Annotated in this window: 17 protein-coding genes and 3 pseudogenes; 10 read left to right on the forward strand and 10 right to left on the reverse strand. The window is 71.1% G+C overall.

Going from position 1 to position 15,119, the window contains the following annotated elements:
* Nucleotides 1-102: 102 nt before the first annotated feature.
* Together AC6JBM_RS20045 and AC6JBM_RS20050 are read right to left on the reverse strand one after the other, a co-directional pair.
* Nucleotides 103-1,647 carry an APC family permease gene (locus AC6JBM_RS20045; protein WP_497985112.1) on the reverse strand — a complete coding sequence of 515 codons (1,545 nt, stop codon included), beginning with the start codon at nucleotides 1,645-1,647 and terminating at the stop codon, nucleotides 103-105.
* Between the two features lie 439 nt (nucleotides 1,648-2,086).
* Nucleotides 2,087-2,758: a TetR/AcrR family transcriptional regulator gene (locus tag AC6JBM_RS20050; RefSeq protein ID WP_497985113.1), complete on the reverse strand. Its 672-nt coding sequence runs from the start codon at nucleotides 2,756-2,758 to the stop codon at nucleotides 2,087-2,089.
* 56 nt (nucleotides 2,759-2,814) lie between these two features.
* Between AC6JBM_RS20050 and AC6JBM_RS20055 the strand changes: the two genes are divergently transcribed.
* From AC6JBM_RS20055 to AC6JBM_RS20065, 3 genes are read left to right on the forward strand one after another with little or no spacing between them, the layout of a single operon-like run.
* Nucleotides 2,815-3,342: a hypothetical protein gene (locus AC6JBM_RS20055; protein WP_497985114.1), complete on the forward strand. Its 528-nt coding sequence runs from the start codon at nucleotides 2,815-2,817 to the stop codon at nucleotides 3,340-3,342.
* Nucleotides 3,339-4,370: an LLM class flavin-dependent oxidoreductase gene (locus tag AC6JBM_RS20060; RefSeq protein WP_497985115.1), complete on the forward strand. Its 1,032-nt coding sequence runs from the start codon at nucleotides 3,339-3,341 to the stop codon at nucleotides 4,368-4,370. The genes AC6JBM_RS20055 and AC6JBM_RS20060 overlap by 4 nt, the downstream gene beginning before the upstream one ends.
* A 35-nt stretch (nucleotides 4,371-4,405) precedes the next feature.
* Entirely contained in the window at nucleotides 4,406-5,050 is a 645-nt protein-coding gene (locus AC6JBM_RS20065) for an isochorismatase family protein (RefSeq protein ID WP_497985116.1), read from the forward strand.
* Between the two features lie 56 nt (nucleotides 5,051-5,106).
* Here AC6JBM_RS20065 and AC6JBM_RS20070 read toward each other — a convergent pair whose 3' ends face one another.
* Nucleotides 5,107-5,940: an LLM class flavin-dependent oxidoreductase gene (locus AC6JBM_RS20070; protein ID WP_497985117.1), complete on the reverse strand. Its 834-nt coding sequence runs from the start codon at nucleotides 5,938-5,940 to the stop codon at nucleotides 5,107-5,109.
* Between the two features lie 248 nt (nucleotides 5,941-6,188).
* Between AC6JBM_RS20070 and AC6JBM_RS20075 the strand changes: the two genes are divergently transcribed.
* Entirely contained in the window at nucleotides 6,189-6,620 is a 432-nt protein-coding gene (locus AC6JBM_RS20075; protein ID WP_497985118.1) for a PPOX class F420-dependent oxidoreductase, read from the forward strand.
* Between the two features lie 164 nt (nucleotides 6,621-6,784).
* Here the strand turns inward: AC6JBM_RS20075 and AC6JBM_RS20080 are convergent, their stop codons facing one another.
* The 5 genes from AC6JBM_RS20080 to AC6JBM_RS20100 all read right to left on the reverse strand — a co-directional run bounded on the left by AC6JBM_RS20080 (nucleotide 6,785) and on the right by AC6JBM_RS20100 (nucleotide 10,639).
* Nucleotides 6,785-7,537 (reverse strand): NADPH-dependent F420 reductase, encoded by a 753-nt coding sequence (locus AC6JBM_RS20080; RefSeq protein WP_497985119.1) that lies wholly within the window; start codon nucleotides 7,535-7,537, stop codon nucleotides 6,785-6,787.
* Nucleotides 7,507-7,965, reverse strand: coding sequence for a GNAT family N-acetyltransferase (locus tag AC6JBM_RS20085; protein WP_497985120.1), 459 nt, complete (start codon nucleotides 7,963-7,965; stop codon nucleotides 7,507-7,509). The genes AC6JBM_RS20080 and AC6JBM_RS20085 overlap by 31 nt, the downstream gene beginning before the upstream one ends.
* A gap of 767 nt (nucleotides 7,966-8,732) precedes the next feature.
* A complete protein-coding gene (locus AC6JBM_RS20090; RefSeq protein ID WP_497985121.1) occupies nucleotides 8,733-9,584 on the reverse strand; it encodes an SDR family NAD(P)-dependent oxidoreductase in 852 nt (283 codons plus the stop codon).
* A complete protein-coding gene (locus AC6JBM_RS20095) occupies nucleotides 9,581-10,351 on the reverse strand; it encodes an SDR family NAD(P)-dependent oxidoreductase (RefSeq protein ID WP_497985122.1) in 771 nt (256 codons plus the stop codon). The genes AC6JBM_RS20090 and AC6JBM_RS20095 overlap by 4 nt, the downstream gene beginning before the upstream one ends.
* Nucleotides 10,352-10,420: 69 nt before the next feature.
* Nucleotides 10,421-10,639, reverse strand: coding sequence for an ArsR/SmtB family transcription factor (locus AC6JBM_RS20100; protein WP_497985123.1), 219 nt, complete (start codon nucleotides 10,637-10,639; stop codon nucleotides 10,421-10,423).
* Between the two features lie 44 nt (nucleotides 10,640-10,683).
* Between AC6JBM_RS20100 and AC6JBM_RS20105 the strand changes: the two genes are divergently transcribed.
* The 6 genes and pseudogenes from AC6JBM_RS20105 (at nucleotide 10,684) to AC6JBM_RS20130 (ending at nucleotide 13,673) form a co-directional block, all read left to right on the forward strand.
* Nucleotides 10,684-11,316 (forward strand): hypothetical protein, encoded by a 633-nt coding sequence (locus AC6JBM_RS20105; protein ID WP_497985124.1) that lies wholly within the window; start codon nucleotides 10,684-10,686, stop codon nucleotides 11,314-11,316.
* A 102-nt stretch (nucleotides 11,317-11,418) separates the two neighbouring features.
* Nucleotides 11,419-11,625, forward strand: a pseudogene (locus AC6JBM_RS20110) (malonate decarboxylase subunit alpha); the annotation flags it as partial.
* 197 nt (nucleotides 11,626-11,822) lie between these two features.
* Nucleotides 11,823-11,997, forward strand: a pseudogene (locus AC6JBM_RS20115) (malonate decarboxylase subunit alpha); the annotation flags it as partial.
* A gap of 108 nt (nucleotides 11,998-12,105) precedes the next feature.
* Nucleotides 12,106-12,198 (forward strand): annotated as a pseudogene (locus tag AC6JBM_RS20120) (malonate decarboxylase subunit alpha); the annotation flags it as partial.
* Nucleotides 12,199-12,387: 189 nt separating this feature from the next.
* On the forward strand, nucleotides 12,388-12,843 hold the full coding sequence (locus AC6JBM_RS20125; RefSeq protein ID WP_497986496.1) for a malonate decarboxylase holo-ACP synthase: 456 nt from the start codon (nucleotides 12,388-12,390) through the stop codon (nucleotides 12,841-12,843).
* On the forward strand, nucleotides 12,840-13,673 hold the full coding sequence (locus tag AC6JBM_RS20130) for an alpha/beta fold hydrolase (protein WP_497986497.1): 834 nt from the start codon (nucleotides 12,840-12,842) through the stop codon (nucleotides 13,671-13,673). The genes AC6JBM_RS20125 and AC6JBM_RS20130 overlap by 4 nt, the downstream gene beginning before the upstream one ends.
* Here AC6JBM_RS20130 and AC6JBM_RS20135 read toward each other — a convergent pair.
* Together AC6JBM_RS20135 and AC6JBM_RS20140 are read right to left on the reverse strand one after the other, a co-directional pair.
* A complete protein-coding gene (locus tag AC6JBM_RS20135; protein WP_497985125.1) occupies nucleotides 13,649-13,954 on the reverse strand; it encodes a CoA-binding protein in 306 nt (101 codons plus the stop codon). The two genes, AC6JBM_RS20130 and AC6JBM_RS20135, sit on opposite strands and share 25 nt — an antisense overlap.
* 179 nt (nucleotides 13,955-14,133) lie before the next feature.
* The gene (locus tag AC6JBM_RS20140; protein WP_497985126.1) at nucleotides 14,134-14,778 is read right to left on the reverse strand and encodes a hypothetical protein; all 645 of its coding nucleotides are present in this window, start codon (nucleotides 14,776-14,778) and stop codon (nucleotides 14,134-14,136) included.
* Nucleotides 14,779-15,119: the final 341 nt, after the last annotated feature.

Genomic DNA, 15,119 nt, shown 5'->3' on the forward strand with positions numbered 1-15,119 from the left:
GGTGGCTCAGTGCCAGGTCGCCTGGTGGTCGCGGTGGGTCCGCAGGGGGACAGCGGCGCTCCGCTGACCGCGGCCCGGCGTACGTCGCCGGTCGTACGGGGGTCAGTACGATGAGTCGCTGCCGAGGTTGTCCACCGCGCGGTCGGCGCGATGGCCGCCGGTCACGGCGTCGAGGATGCCGAGCTCGGCGAGTCGCTCCTGCTCGGCCTCCGACAGCGTCTGGATGGAGCCCACCCGGGCGGCGATCCGCGGCCGGGTGGCGCGCAGCCACAGGAAGCGGAGCAGGCCGACCAGCAGCAGCGCGAGGAACACGTACGGCAGGTACTTGTAGGCGCCGGCCGGGACCGGGACGAGGTTCTTGTAGATCACGTAGAGGATGCCGAGCGCCGCGAGTACCGCCACCACGACGGCACCCGGCGTCAGCGCCTTGATCTTGCGCAGCCACAGCGGCGTCGCGATGGCGACCAGTAGGTAGGCGAACAGGTACGCGTAGCTGGAGACGATGCCGACGTAGACGTCCCACTGGAAACGGCCGACCGAGTTCACCGTTCCGATCAGGCCGATGACGAAGCCGACGACGCTGACGAACGTGATGGCGACGTGCGGCGTACGGAAAGCGGAGTGGACCCGGCCGAGCGAGCGGGGCAGGGCGTGCTCGCGGGCCAGCGTGAAGAGGCTGCGCGCGCCGGAGTTGATCACGGCGGCCGAAAACACGATCATCGCCGTGCCGAGCGACAGCGTGACGACGTAGGTGACCCAGTGGACGCCCGCGTTCTCCGCCACGACTGGCAGCGGTGTGCTGTCGGCGTCGAGCTTCTTCGAGCCCTGGAAGCCGAGAATCTCCGGATACGTGGCGACCAGGTAGAGCGCGGACAGGATGATGACCAGGCGCAGCACCGCCCGGGGAACGTTGCGGTGGGCGTCGCGTGCCTCGTGCCCGAGGGAGGCGGCGCTCTCGAAGCCGGCGTACGACCCGACGGCGGTGACCGCGGCGATGAGGGTGGTGCTGGCGCCGAGGTGGTGGAGACTGAACTGCTCGGCGTCGAGGTGCGGTCCGTAATGGATGTAGGACGCGATCAGGATGACGAAGATCGCCACCAGCGACACGACCTCGAACCCGAGCCCGAGCTTGACCGACATGCTGACGCCGCGGAACGGGATGTAGAACGCCGCCGCCGAGGCGAGGACCAGCAGGAGCACCTTGACCGCCAGGTGGTCGGTGTGCAGGCCGATCTCCTGGAGGAACGAGTTGAAGTACAACACGGCCCCGAGCACGCCGCCGGCCGCGAAGCCGATGTACCCGAGGATCAGTGCCCAGCCGGTGACGAACGCGGCCACCGGACCGAGCCCGTTGCCGGCGTACGTGCCCAGCGAGCCGGACGAGACCGTCCGCCGGGCCTGGAACGCGATCGAAGCGGCGATGAGGTAGACGAGGGCTCCGCCGATGATCGCCGCCCAGAAGGCGCCCTTGCCGGCGACCAGGAACAGCGAGCCGGGAACGCTCGCGATCGCGACGCTCGGAGCCGCGGCCGCCAGGCCCTGGCCGAACACGCCCAGGCCGGAGACGGCGCCGGCCGGAAGGTCGTTGCCCTCGCCGGCGGTGGACGGTCTGATGCCGTCGGTCAATGTCGATTCAGGTGTGGCCACGGTGGGGACCTTTCGGCGCGGTGCGGGAGGAAGACAGGGCAAGCCCACGGCAGGGGGCTTCGCCGGGTACGGCGATGTACCGGCCGGCGGGGGCGGTGCGCGACGGACACAACCTCCGTAGCACCGGCCGGACGGGATGAGATCAGGACCGGCGGTCTCGCCGGCGTCGCGGCCGCGACGCGCAGTGACACGCGGTGCCGATGGCAGCTTCAGGACCGACAGCGACCGCGGGAGCCGGCATGGCGGCACAGGTCGAGGTATCGCTGGCCAAAGAGGTGAGCTGCCTGGGACACGGGATCACAATACCGCAAAGCCTATAGGTTTACTAGGGAATTGCGCCGCCGCCGGCGAACTCGCCGCCGTCACGGGCGCGCGGATACCGGTCGACGCCGGTTCCCGCCTGCACCGGGCCTGAACCCCGCCCCGGCCGCCGGAGGGCTCAGCGCGCTTGACCGGCCTCAAGCGCCTGATACAGCGCCCGTGGCGGCGGCGCTGACGGTAACGGTGCGGTGCCGGGTGCCGCGCAGGACTGCAGCAGGTAGCCGACCAGGCGGTGCCCGGCGGCAGCCAGCGCCGGTGTGTGCGAGCGCGCCACTCCGCCGGAGGCCATGAGAAACAGTGGCAGGTCGTGCGGGGAGAAGTCGGCGCGCAGCCGCCCGGCGGCCTTCGCGCGTGACACCACGCGGACGAAGTCGCGGAAGGCGCGTTGCCGCTGCGCCTCGAGCCGTTCGACGCCGGGGAACATGGTGGTGAGGACCTGTGTGAACCCCCGGTCGTGGCAAGGGATGCGGCACACGTACCGGATGAAGTCACAGAACCCCTCCCAAGGGTCCCCGGCGGCGGCGGCCGCCGCGGCGGCCTCCGCATAGGCGGCCATCGCATCGTCGAAGGTGGCCGCGATGAGGTCCTCGCGTGCCGGGAAGTTGCGCATCAGCGTGGCGATGCCCACGCCCGCCCGCCGCGCCACGTCGCTCATCGGCGCGTCGATGCCCGATTCGACGAACACCTCGGCCGCCGCCGCGAGCACCCGCTGCCGGTTGCGTTCAGCGTCCGCGCGCCTCGGCCGAACTGCCGTGCCGTCACCACCGGATCCGTCCGCCGCCCGTGTCACCAGTCACACCACCAGTCATGTGGAAGGAGCCTTCCACATATGCTAGCGTCCCCTAAATGGAAGACCGCTTCCATTTAGTGCGAGAACTGGAGAACGCCATGTCCATCCCTCAACCGGATCCCCGCATGCGCGACCTTGACTTCTTCGTCGGCGCCTGGCACGCGGCCGGCCAGTTCCACGACACGCCGTTCGGTGCTGCGAAGACGATCGAGATGAAGATCGTCGGCACGAGCGAAGACCGCGGTTTCTGGACGATCGTGCGAACCGAGGAACTCGCGACCGAGGACAATCCAGCGCCCTTGACCGCGCGTTACGTCTGGGGCTACGACGCGGTCGCCGGCGAGTTCGTCGCGGAATGGTTCGACGGCAACGGCGGTAGGGCCACCCAGCGGTCGAAGGGCTGGGAAGGCGACCGCCTCGTCTTTCTCGGCACGATGACGGTGGGCGGCCAGACGGTGCCGCTGCGGGACACGTTCACCCGCACCGGGCCGGACCACTACCACCACGTCGGCGAGACCGACCTCGGAGGCGGCTGGTTGACCGTCGACGACGAGCACGCCACCCGCGTCCCCGATCCGCGATGACCGTCGAGATCGGCGTGGCGACGCTGTCAGATCACCAGCCGCGCACCGTCGACGGGACGGCCGTGCCGGAGTCCGCGCGGATGGCCCAGATCGTGGACCTGGGCGTGCAGGCCGACGAGGCGGGGCTCGACGTCTTCGGGGTCGGCGAGCACCACAGCCCCGACTTCGTCGTCTCGTCCCCCGTCCCGGTGCTGGCCGCGGTGGCCGCACGGACCACCCGGATCCGGTTGACCAGCGCTGTCACCGTGCTCAGCGTCCACGACCCGGTCCGGGTCTACCAGGACTACGCCACGCTCGACCTGCTCAGCGGCGCCCGAGCGGAGATCACGGTCGGCCGCAGCGCCTACCCGGAACCCTTCGCACTGTTCGGCGCCGACATCGAACGGTACGACGAACTGTTCACCGAGAAGCTGGCGCTGCTGTTGCGGTTACGCGCCGAGCCGGTGCTGTCCTGGCGCGGCGCGCACCGGCCGCCCTTGGCCGACGCCCGGGTGACACCGCGGAGTCTGCAGGACCCGCTGCCGGTGTGGGTCGGCGCGGGCGGCACACCGGCCAGCGCGGCCCGCGCCGGTGAGCTGGGCCTGCCTCTGATGCTCGGCTACCTCGGCGGGACGCCCGAGCACCTGCGTCGCCTGGTGGATCTCTATCGTGCAGCCGGCCGGCGGGCCGGCCACCACGACAGCCTCCGCGTCGGCATCGCCGCGCACTACTTCGGCGCCGGGACGCCGGACGAGGCGGCGTCGACGTACCCGTACTATCGCGACTTCCTCCGCCCGAAGCGGCCGGGCGGCACCGGCTACGTCGTCTCGCCCGAGGCGTTCGCCGACGGGCTGCGACCCGGCCGGGCGCTGATGATCGGCACCGCCGGCCACGTGACGGAGAAGCTGCGGCAGCTGCACGACGTGATCAGCTTCGACCGGGTCCTGCTCCTGATCGACTGGGGCGGGCTGCCGTCCCCCCTCGTGCAGGCCTCTTTGCACCGCCTCGGCACCGAGATCGCGCCCGCCGTGCGCGCCATGACCGGCTGACGAACCACCGAGCGAACACTTTGTGAAGGATCACCATGGATCTCGAACCGCTGTCCCCGGACAACGCCACCGTCGTCCTCGTGGACTACGCCGTCGGCTTCGCCAACCTGCTGCGCTCGCACGATCTGCGCGAGCATCTCGCCAACGTCGTAGGCCTGGCGAAGACCGCCAAGCTCTACGGCAGCGGGCTCGTCGTGACCAACGGCGAGGCGTCCAAGCCGTCCGGCCCTCTCTATCCCGAACTGCTCGAAGTCATCGGCGACCAGCCGGTCATCGAGCGCAGTACCGCCTTCAACTCCTTCCTGGACCCCGCCTTCGCCGAGGCGGTGCGCGCGACGGGGCGCCGCAAGCTGCTCATCGGCGGGATCGCCACCGACGGCTGTGTGCTGCAGACCGTGCTCGGGGCGCTACGCGAGGGCTACCAGCCGTACGTAGTCGTCGACGCATCCGCCGGCCTGAGCCGGGAAGCGCACGACGTCGCGGTGCAACGGATGACAATGGCCGGTGCCGTACCGGTGACCTGGTGGTCGGTTGCCGCCGAGTTTCAGCTCGACCCGCGGTTCACCGACGCGCCCTACCGCACGCAGCTCATGGCCGCCTACCAGCCGGCCATGACGATGGCCGGCCGCACCTTCTTCGCCGGAGTGAACCAGGGCCGGCTGACGCCCACCGACGCCTGAGCCCAGACGCCGGGCCGCACACGGACCGGCAACGTCGGCGACTACGGCGCCGGCCCTCACCGAAGGAAGGCCACCTGGTCACCCAGTTCGCCGCCCCGGCCGGCCGGAGTCCAGTCGGGTGTGGGGATCTCCGCCCGCACCACCGGCACGACCTCGGCGAAGAACCGTTCGAGGTGCGCTCTGGCGGTGGGGAGGTCGGTGAGGAAGAAGCCCTCGACGCCCACGCCGAACACCTGGTTGCCGAACCGTTCATGCAGTCGCAGCAGTTGCTCGGTCACCTGCTCGGGACTGCCGACGAGCGCGGATCCGTGCGCGATGAAGTCTTCCAGGCTGTCGAAGGGAAGCCCGTTGACCGAGGCGGCGGGCAGGTGCCGGAACGCCTCGAACGCGGGGCGCTGGTACGGGCGTGGCCGGATCGACGCATCGCGCAGCGGCGGCCGGAACCGCCCCGACCACGACACGCCGTCCTCCCGCCACAGTCGCCGGATCAGCTCGTAGCTCTCCTCCAGCCGGTCCCAGAGCTCGTCGTCGGCGGCACCGAACACCGCCGGCGAGGCCGGATCGTTGCCCTTGCCGATGATGAGGTCGAGACGCCCGTCGCTGAGGTGGTCCAGGGTGGCGTAGTCCTCGGCCGCCCGGACCGGGTCCCTGAGCGACAGCACGGCAACCGTGGTGACCAGGCGGATCCGGGTCGTCCGGGCGGCGATGTGCGCGAGGGTCATCGCCGGCGAGGAGGACAGGAAGTGCGGGCTGTGCCGCTGGCCGAGGCCGAACGCGTCGTAGCCGAGCCGCTCGGCCCACACCGCCAGATCGACCGCCTCGGCGAATCGGTCGTGCTCGGTCGCCGGCGGGGCCGCCGCGGCGAGAAGGGTGCTCGCCAGGAACTTCACTGTGTGCTCCCGTGGTCGTCACAGCCGTCCACGGACAAGGCGTGGACGGCGAACGGCACGCGCCGTCCAGAACAGGTGAGCAGCGCCGCGAGGGTGCTGATTCCCGGTCCGCCATGGGCACTTTGAAGTTCGATAGGCACGGTGGAGCGCGTGTACGGTTGGTCCGGCCATGGCCGCCGGCGCACCACCGTCCACGTCGAGGGAGCAGCGATGATCGAGCAGTTCCGCAGGCCCCCGGGGATCCGGCCATGACGGTCCCACCGTTCGACCCGCACGCCCTGCTCGCGCAGAGCCGGCTCGGCGTCCTCGCGACCATCAAGTCGGACGGCCGGCCCCAGCTCTCCCCCGTCCTGCCCTTCTACGACCGGCAGGCCGGCGTCATCCACGTCTCGATGACCCAGGGCCGGGCCAAGACGGCGAACCTGCGTCGAGACCCACGAGCCACACTGGAGGTCACCAGCCCCGACGGCCTGGCGTGGGCCACCGCCGAGGGCACGGCGACACTCACCGGGCCGGGAACCGATCCCTACGGTCCCGAGGTCGAAGCACTCGTGGACTACTACCGCCGTGCCGCCGGGGAGCACCCGGACTGGGACGAGTACCGGTCGGTGATGGTCTCCGACCGGAGGGTGCTCATGACGATGACAGTCGACCACGTGTACGGCGCCCGGATCGGCTGACCGGAAGGTCACCGCGCGGTACGGGTGCGGGCGGCAATCTGGTCAGTGGTCAGGCTGGTCGTCTGCCGCCAGCGTCTCGGCCCGGCTGAGCCACTGCGCCGGCAGCCGGCGGGTGGGTGGTGCCGGTGGCCCGCCTGAAGTCCGGATGCAGAAGCGGCGGCTCATCAGATCGTGCGTGGTGCCTTCGCGAGGTTCGCTTCCAGCTCGGCCTTGTTCTGCTTGGCGACGTAGGCCGGCCGGTCGCGCTCGACCCGCCACGACTCGCTCAGCGGGCTGACGTCGACCGCGTCGAACCCGATGCGGTCATAGAGATTCGTGACGAACGCGACCGCCTCAGGGTGATCCGACGAGACCGCCAGCGCGCGCCGGCCCGGCGTGCCGGACGGCGAGCCGTCGGCGGTGATGTCGGCCGCGGCGATGTGGTTGAACGCTTTGACGACCTTGGCTTCGGGGAGGTGCTGCTGCAGCAGCCCCGACGTGGTCGCCTCGCCCCGGTCGAGCTCGCCGAAGCGGCCGTCGCGCTCCCAGTAGTAGTTGTTGGTGTCGAGCACGATCTTGCCGGCCAAGGGCTCGACCGGAACCTCACGGAACCTGCCGAACGGCACCGTGACGACCACCACGTCGCCCGCGGCTCCCGCCTCCTGCGCAGTCGCCGCCCGAGCCGACGGACCGAGATCCTCGATGAGTGCGGACAGTGTCTCCGGCCCTCGCGAGTTCGCGATCACCACGTCGTGCCCCAGCGCGATCACCGCCCGAGCGACCTGACTGCCGATGTTGCCTGCCCCGATGATGCCGAATGTCGTCACGATAGCCTCCAACCGGGACGAGCCCGGCGCATAGATGAGCTTGTGGATGATGATGTCGAGCCGATCGACCGGCTCCGCGCTCAGTGCTGCAGGACCTTCTCGAAACAGCACGAGTAGGTCTGCGTCTCGTAGGGCGGGAAGATCGGAATGCGGGTGTAGCCGGCCTTCTCGTACAGGCGGACCGCGTCTGGCTGCCGATCGCCGGTCTGCAGCAGCAGGCGCCGCCCGCCGAGTCGCCGCGCGGCCCGCTCGACGGCGGTGAGCAACGCCAGCGACACGCCTGTGCCACGGTGTGACGGGACGACGTACATACGCTTGAGCTCCAGCTCGGCGCCGAGCCGGCGCAGTGCCGCGTGCCCGACCGGCAGCCGGTCGCCCGTGTAGGCGACGCCCGTGTAGACGACGGTGTCCGCGTCGACTCCGTTGCGGTCGTTGAACCGGTCGTGGTACCGCAGGCGCATCTCCGCGGCCATCGCCTCCCGCAACGTCACCGCAGCCGCGTCGTCCCAGCCGACGCTCTCGACCTGCACGGTCAACATCCGACTCGCATCCCACATTGTGAACTGAGCTGCCTCCGGCGAGCCTCCCACGCACAGAGGAAAATGTCGACAAAACGCGATCTCAATTACTATTTCAACGATCGGCTTTACCGACATACCGGCAGGTGTCTACGCTGCGTCGCGCGACCGCCAGCAGCCGCTCATCGGCGACAGCCTGCGGCCCGGCGCCGAGTTCGCGCCGCCCGACACCCGCGCCGCAGGCGTCCCGGAGCATCAGCTTGACCGGACCGACTGACCGCCGACGTTGGTCTGGTCCGAGCGAACGTTCGCAGCGACGTCAACCGTTGCGGCCGGCTCGCCGGGCGCCCCGCCCGCTCGGCTGTCAGTCGGGCAGCTCGGCGATCGTGCGGGCGCGGTCGACGCAGCGGCGAGTCGGCCGCCGTCCCGGTGTACCGCCGGAACTGCTCCCGGCTCTCGACCCGGCGGATGCCGCCGAACACCGCCGGTGACTGATGCCAGCGCGTGCCGATGCCCGGCTGCCAGCTCGCGGCGACCCGGGCGGCACGGTCGTCGGGCGACTCCACGCACCTCGGCGTGCACCAGCCGGCGGCCGTGCCCCCGCTCATGGGTGTAGGCCCAGCCGACCACGTCGTCACCCGGCCAGCACCACCGCACCGATCGGCAGCTCGCCGACCTTCAGCCCGGCCGCCCCGGCCTCGATGACGGCGCCGACAATCTCCTCTGGAGTCACTCCCCCATCCTGACCGGCACCGGGCCCACGCGCTTTACCGCCGACCGTCCAGGTATCACGAGGCGGACGGATGGACCCACATCGACGAACCGGCTGGTCGCCCGCCCCGGCCGGCGAGGCTGTCGAGCCGCTCGCGGGTCAGCGCCCACAAGCGCGCCGCCGCACCGGCGTCGAAGTCCGGCCCGTCGACGGGGTAGCGCAGACCCTCGATGAATGCGGCCGGCGTCTCGTCGGGCGGGTCGTCGATCGCGGCGAGGATCGGCGGCACGGCGGCGGAGGGCGGCTTGGCGGTGCGGCGCATCGTGTCGATGTGGGACTGGGTCTCGGCGTCGTACGTACCGGCGAAACCGGTCGCGGTCACGCCCGGATGCACCAGCACGTAGGCGATGTCCGGGTACCGCTGGGCGCAGGCCACGCCGAGCAGGTCGTTGAGCTTCCCGCCCTGGCCGAGCGCGGCGCCGCCGTGGTAGTCGCGGCGGAGCTCCAGATCGTGCCAGCGCACCACGCCGAGCGGGGCGCCCGGACCGGCGACGTTGACGATCACCGGGCGCCGCGATCGGACCAGCGCCGGCGCAAGGCCGTGCCCCAGGATGTACCGGCTGAGATAGAACAGCGCGAAGGTCTCCTCGAGGCCCTCGGCCGTCTCGGTCCGCTCGCTGCGGTAGGTCCGGGCGCACAGCACGAGTGCGTCCACCACCGGCGCGACCGCCGTCACCGCGGCGACGGCCTCGCGCGCCTGGGCCACCAGGCTCAGGTCGGCCGCGACGACGACCGCGCCCGGAAGACGCTCGCGGGCCCGGTCCGGATCCCGGACGACGGCGACGACCCGGTCGCCGCGGCGCAGCAGCCGCTCGGCGAGCGCCCGGCCGATGCCGTCGGTGCCGCCGGTGACCACGACGGTCCTCATGACGAGGCGGCCGGAGGAAGGAAGATGCCGTTGCCGGCGCTCAGGCCGCCGTCGCTGACGAGTACCTCGCCGGTGATGTACGACGCGGCCGGCGACGCCAGGAACCATATGGCCTCCGCCTGTTCGCGGGGCTCGGCCCAGCGCCCGAGCGGGATGCGGCGGGTCAGCTCGGCCGCGCGCCCCGGGTCGTCGTGCAGCCCGGCGGTCCGGGCGGTCCGGGTGAGCCCAGGGGCGATGGCGTTGATACGGATGGCCTGATGGGCATAGTCGAGCGCGGCCGAGCGCACCAGGTTGAGGGCGGCGGCTTTCGTGGTGTTGTACGCCCAGGTGTACGGGTCTCCGCGCAGCCCGGCGACCGAGGCGGTGACGACGATCGCACCCCCGCCGGCGGCCCGTAGGGCTGGGGCGACGGCCCGGATGCCGAGCGCCGCGCCACGCACGTTGACCGCGTGGATCGCGTCCAGCGCCGCGATCGCGCCGTCGTCCTCCAGCGGCGGGGCCCCGCCGATGCCGGCGTTGAGCACCGCCGCGTCGAGCCGGCCGAACCGGCGCCGGGCCAGGCTGACCATCTCGGCGTTGGTCTGCTCCTCGGCCACGTCGCCGGCCAGGGTGACGATCCCGCTCACCGCGGACAGCGGAGCCAGCCGCCCGGCATCGATGTCGACCGCCACGACGCCGTAGCCGCGCTCGGCGAACAGTTCGGCGGTCGCGCGGCCGATGCCGCTGCCGGCCGCCGTCACCACGACCGATCCGGAGATCTCCGTCATCCCACTGATCCTATCGGAATAATAGGCTCAGCACGGCAGTGCCTCGTCACACTCCCGGCGCCGGGGCGGTCAGGGCGGCGAGGAGGCGCTGCGGAAGCGAACCTCGAGCTGCGCCGTACGGGTCAGGCCGGCCTGGCGGAGCAGGCGGAAGTGATGCGTCATCGTCGGCTTGTGCACCCCGACGCCCCACTCGGCGCTGCACTTGGCATGCGGCCGGCCATCGGCGAGCGTCTGCACGACGCGCAGCCGGATGGGATCGGCGACCGCCCGCAGCACATCGACGTACATCCGCGGTCTAAACCATCGTTTGAATATGAATAAGAAGGAGCGCCGTGACGGTCACCGAGATTGACGGGCCGGTCGCGGCGCCGACCCCGCGGGTGAGGTCGGCGCTGCGCCGGGTGCGGCCCCCGGTCAGCTGGCGATACCTCGGTGGCCGTCTGTTGACGGAGCTGATCGCGGTCGCGCTCTACTCGACGGGCAATCCCGCCGTCCTGCTGGTCCCGCCGAACGCGCCGCGCGACGAGATCGACCGGCTCACCCGGCTCATGGGGTACGACCGGCCGCTGCCGGTGCAGTACGTCAGGTTCCTCGGCAACATCGTCACCGGCCACTTCCCCGACTCGATCCGCTACGGCTCCGATCGGCCCGTTCCACCACCCGGCCGGCCGACTGCCGGCCCCGCTCGAGGTGATCGGCGCGATGAGCACGCCCGACGGCACCTGGCGCATCGAGGTGATCCGCCAGGCACATCGCGAATGGTGCCGACTCCTACACGGCACCGACGTCGTCGACGACCTCGACATGGATCGACCACGGCACCTGCTCACCGTCGCCGGCGTCAATGTGGCAACGCTGGCAGAAATCGGCATCGCCGCCGAGCGCCGCCCACGCCGACGGACACGAACTGGACTACTGACACCACCGCCTGTCCGATTGCGCACATTCACATCGGCGTCTGCTAGCAACCCTGCCCCCGCCGTCACGGCACAAACGTTGTGGCGTAACGGATTTAGCGCAGTACGGTAGGAGACCGAACACGGAGTCTCCTGATTGGTGGGAAGCCGATGAGCGAGACAGTCAGGGACCGGCGACGCACCACGAAGCGGCGGCGGATCGCGGCCGCCACAGAGCACGTCGACGGCAAGGTGATCCGATCCGACGCGCTGCGGCAGGTGCTGGAGGCCGTCATCCACCCGGGCGACCGGGTGGCGTCGGAGGGTGACAATCAGAAACAGGCCGACTTCTTGAGCCGGACCCTGGCCGGTTGTGACCCGGGCCGGCTGCACGACCTGCACATGCTGATCGGGTCGGTGTCCCACGCCGAGCACTCGACCTGTTCGAGCGGGGCCTGGCGACGCAGCTGGACCTGGCCTACGCGGGGCCGCAGAGCGTGCGGATGGCGCAGCTGGTCGCGGACGGCACGGTGTCGGTCGGCGCGATCCACACCTACGTCGAGCTGTAGGCGCGGATGCTCGTGGACCTCCGGCCGGACGGCGCGCTGCTGTGCGCCGCGTCGGCGGACCAGCACGGCAACCTGTACACCGGGCCGAGCACCGAGGACTCGCCGACGATCGCCGAGGCGACCGCATTTCACGACGGGGTCGTCGTGGTGCAGGCCGACGAGATCGTGCCGGCCGGGGCGCTGCCGCAGGTGGACATCCCGGGTGACTGGATCGACCTGATCGAGCGGGCCGACCGCCCGTTCTTCCTGGAGCCGCTGTTCGGTGCACTGCTTCGGCGGCGAGTCCGGCATGAACCGGTACGTTGCCGAACGACCCGACGTCTTCTTCACCGGCGCCGAGGGGCCGCTGCGCTCGAACCGGGTGCTGTGCCAGCTCGCTGGGCAGTACGCGATCGACATGTTCATCGGCTCGACGCTGCATATGGACGCGCGGCGGCGGTCCGCGCCGCCGCGACCGACGCCAGCACCGGACCCACCGACCTGTCCCGGCGCCTCGACTCGGACCAGGCGAGACGGCCCGCAAGGCGTCCCAGGCCGTCCGCGCCGCCCTCACCGCCCAATGGAGCCAGCGATGACCGCCGCCCGCCCGCACGACCTGGTCCACCTCACCGACGGACTCGCTGGCGGGCTCCCCGGCGCAGAACCGGCGTGGGTGGCCGACTCCCTGGCCCGGGCGCCGTGGGCGGTCGTGCGCCGGGGCACCGCCGCGCGTGGTCACCTCCCGGTCGGCATGCGGGGCCCGGCGAGGCACCAGCGGCACGCCACGGCGGTCCCGGTCCAGTGCGTGCTGACCATCGCCCGGCCGGAGGACCTCAGGTGCGGTGCAGGCCCGCCGGAGCGGACCCCCGCACTCGCGGCGTTGCGGGCGATCCGGCCGGCCCTCGACGAGCTCGGCCCCGACTGGGGGCCGGTGGGCAGCGCCGGGTTCGAACTCGCCACCGGCATGCCGGTGACTACGGCGGCGAGCGACCTCGCCGTCGGCATCCCCGCCACCATGCACCGTCTGCAGCGGGAGGAATTGCGATGAAAACGCGCTGCAAGCAGATCCTGGCGACCGTCCTGGCACTGGCGGGGTTCACGGTGAGCGGCCCGCCGAACGCGCAGCCGACCCCATCGGCCGTCGCCTGCGCCGTGAAACCGACCGTCGTGCTCGTCCACGGCGCCTGGGCGGGGACATCGAGCTGGTCCGGCGAGACCGAGCGGTTGCAGCAGGAGGGGTACAAGGTGCGCGCCTTCGCCAATCCGCTGCGCGGGCTCACCAGTGACGCCGCCGGCCTGGCCGCGTTCCTCAAGACGATCGACGGGCCGATTGTCCTCGTCGGGCACTCGTACGGCGGATCCGTCATCACCAACGCCGCCGCGGGCAACCCCAACGTAAAGCAGCTGGTCTACGTCGATGCGGCCGCACCCGCCGTCGGTGAGACCACCGGGCAGCTCAGCGGCAAGACCTCCGCGCTGGGCGGGCCGGCGGACACGCTCTACGACCAGGTGTCGCTCCCGGGCGCGCCCTCGGGCGACGTGCTGCTGTACCTGAAGCAGCCGGTCTTCCTGCAGTCGTTCGGACCCGACCTGCCGAAGCCTGCCGCGACGGCGCTGTGGGCCGGGCAACGACCGGCCGCGATGAGCGCGTTCACCACCCCGTCGAAGGCGGCGGCGTGGAAGACGATCCCGTCGCGGTACGTCATCGGGACCGCCGACAAGATCATCACGCCGGACTCGCAGCAGTCCATGGCGCAACGCGCCAACGCCAAGATCCTGCGGGTCCCCGGCGGGTCACACCTGACCCTAATCTCCCACCCGGAGGCCGTCACCGACCAGATCCTCGCCGCCGCCTACGCGACCTGCCCCGACACCTGAGCGGGAACGGCTACTGCAGGCCACCCCGGACACACGTGATGCGCTGGGTGTTGAACCCCGAGCCAGTGCATCCGTCCGACGTACCGGGCGTGCTCGAACTTCAGGCAGCGGTCCACGACCACGGTGAGCCCGCCGTCCTCGGCGATCTGCGCGCCCTGGGCGTTGATCACACCGGACTTGGTCCTCAACGTCCCCGCGCCGGTCGCGACCGCGTCCCGGGCCAGGCCCGGCAAGGCGTCCGGGGCGCGGAACACGTTGACGATGTCGACCGGGACCGGCACGTCCCGCAGGCTCGGGTAGCTCAATGAAGTAGTCGCGGACGGCGTCGACGTCCCAGTCGGCCCAGCGCAGCAGGCGCGCATTCCGTCTGGCGACACCTCTCCCGCGTGCTCGGTGCACAGTCAACCCAACCGCCGTTGCAGTACGAGCCGCCATCACGACGCCAGGCCAGTGCGGAACCTTAGATACTGCAAGGTCCGACCGGCCGCACCACGAGGGTCCCGGCGGCGAGCCGGCGGCCGACGACGTCAGCGGTCCGGCTCGCCTCGATCGCCGCCCGCCGAAGCAGGTACGTGCGGTCGACCCGTTCGTGCTTGACGGGCGACTCTGCTGCGGCGAGTCGGGTGGCCCGGTGATGGTGGGCGTCGAGCCGCCGCAGGGTGCGATCGACGTGCTCCGAGCTGGCCGGGGTGGCCTCGGCCAGGTCCTGGCGCCGCTGCTGCTCGACCAGAGCGTCGAGGATGGGACCGGCCCGTCTGCCGTCGACCGGCCGGTCCGTGGCCTCAGCCCGCAACAGCAGCTGCGGCAGGCCTTGCGCGACGTCGGGGGCCGGTTCGAGCGTGTCCAGGTCGACGGCGAACCCGGCGACCCGCGACTCGGGCCGGGCGCCGAGGGTCTGCCACGTGTACAGGGCGAACAGGTAGTCCCCGGCGGGCCGCTCGGCGTCGGTCACCTGCAGACGCACCGGCGCGGCCAGCCGGGCCGAGCGCAGGCGGGCGACGAGGTCGAGCTGGAACATGTGCCCGGCGGCGAGGAACGGCATTGCCCTGCGCTGCGCCAGGTACAAGGAAAGCCGTTCCTGGAATGCGCCGAACTCGATGACCATGGAGCGTCCCGGATCTGTCGGTATGGCCGATGTGGTCCAGGGTAGCGCCGCCGGGCCGAGCTACGTCGGCCGTCGGCCCGGCGGCGAACCCGGGATCAGACCTCTTGGAGAACGGGACGAAGCCGAATCTGAGCAAGCTGGAGCCCTTGATCGTCAGAGTGAACGACGCCCAGCGCCAGTTGCCGAACACGGGACGACCGAAGTTGATGTCGAAGGTCAACGCCCGGCTCGCCGTGTCGTAGGTCCAGGTCGTGTCCGACGGTGAGGTGGTGCTCTGGCAGGCGCCGCCGGTCGCCGCGCCGTAGGTGGTCAGGGTGGTGCGGTCGGAGGCGGTGTTGAAC

The organism is Dactylosporangium thailandense, assembly GCF_059739745.1.

What these genes read in the sequence shown, in the direction of transcription:
- AC6JBM_RS20125 (WP_497986496.1), top strand. Translation starts at nt 12,388, where the DNA reads ATGACCGCCGCCCGCCCGCACGACCTGGTCCACCTCACCGACGGACTC.
- AC6JBM_RS20060 (WP_497985115.1), top strand. Translation starts at nt 3,339, where the DNA reads ATGACCGTCGAGATCGGCGTGGCGACGCTGTCAGATCACCAGCCGCGC.
- AC6JBM_RS20085 (WP_497985120.1), bottom strand. Translation starts at nt 7,965, where the DNA reads ATGTTGACCGTGCAGGTCGAGAGCGTCGGCTGGGACGACGCGGCTGCG.
- AC6JBM_RS20100 (WP_497985123.1), bottom strand. Translation starts at nt 10,639, where the DNA reads ATGTACGTCGATGTGCTGCGGGCGGTCGCCGATCCCATCCGGCTGCGC.
- AC6JBM_RS20130 (WP_497986497.1), top strand. Translation starts at nt 12,840, where the DNA reads ATGAAAACGCGCTGCAAGCAGATCCTGGCGACCGTCCTGGCACTGGCG.
- AC6JBM_RS20140 (WP_497985126.1), bottom strand. Translation starts at nt 14,778, where the DNA reads ATGGTCATCGAGTTCGGCGCATTCCAGGAACGGCTTTCCTTGTACCTG.
- AC6JBM_RS20090 (WP_497985121.1), bottom strand. Translation starts at nt 9,584, where the DNA reads ATGAGGACCGTCGTGGTCACCGGCGGCACCGACGGCATCGGCCGGGCG.
- AC6JBM_RS20095 (WP_497985122.1), bottom strand. Translation starts at nt 10,351, where the DNA reads ATGACGGAGATCTCCGGATCGGTCGTGGTGACGGCGGCCGGCAGCGGC.
- AC6JBM_RS20075 (WP_497985118.1), top strand. Translation starts at nt 6,189, where the DNA reads ATGACGGTCCCACCGTTCGACCCGCACGCCCTGCTCGCGCAGAGCCGG.
- AC6JBM_RS20065 (WP_497985116.1), top strand. Translation starts at nt 4,406, where the DNA reads ATGGATCTCGAACCGCTGTCCCCGGACAACGCCACCGTCGTCCTCGTG.
- AC6JBM_RS20055 (WP_497985114.1), top strand. Translation starts at nt 2,815, where the DNA reads ATGGAAGACCGCTTCCATTTAGTGCGAGAACTGGAGAACGCCATGTCC.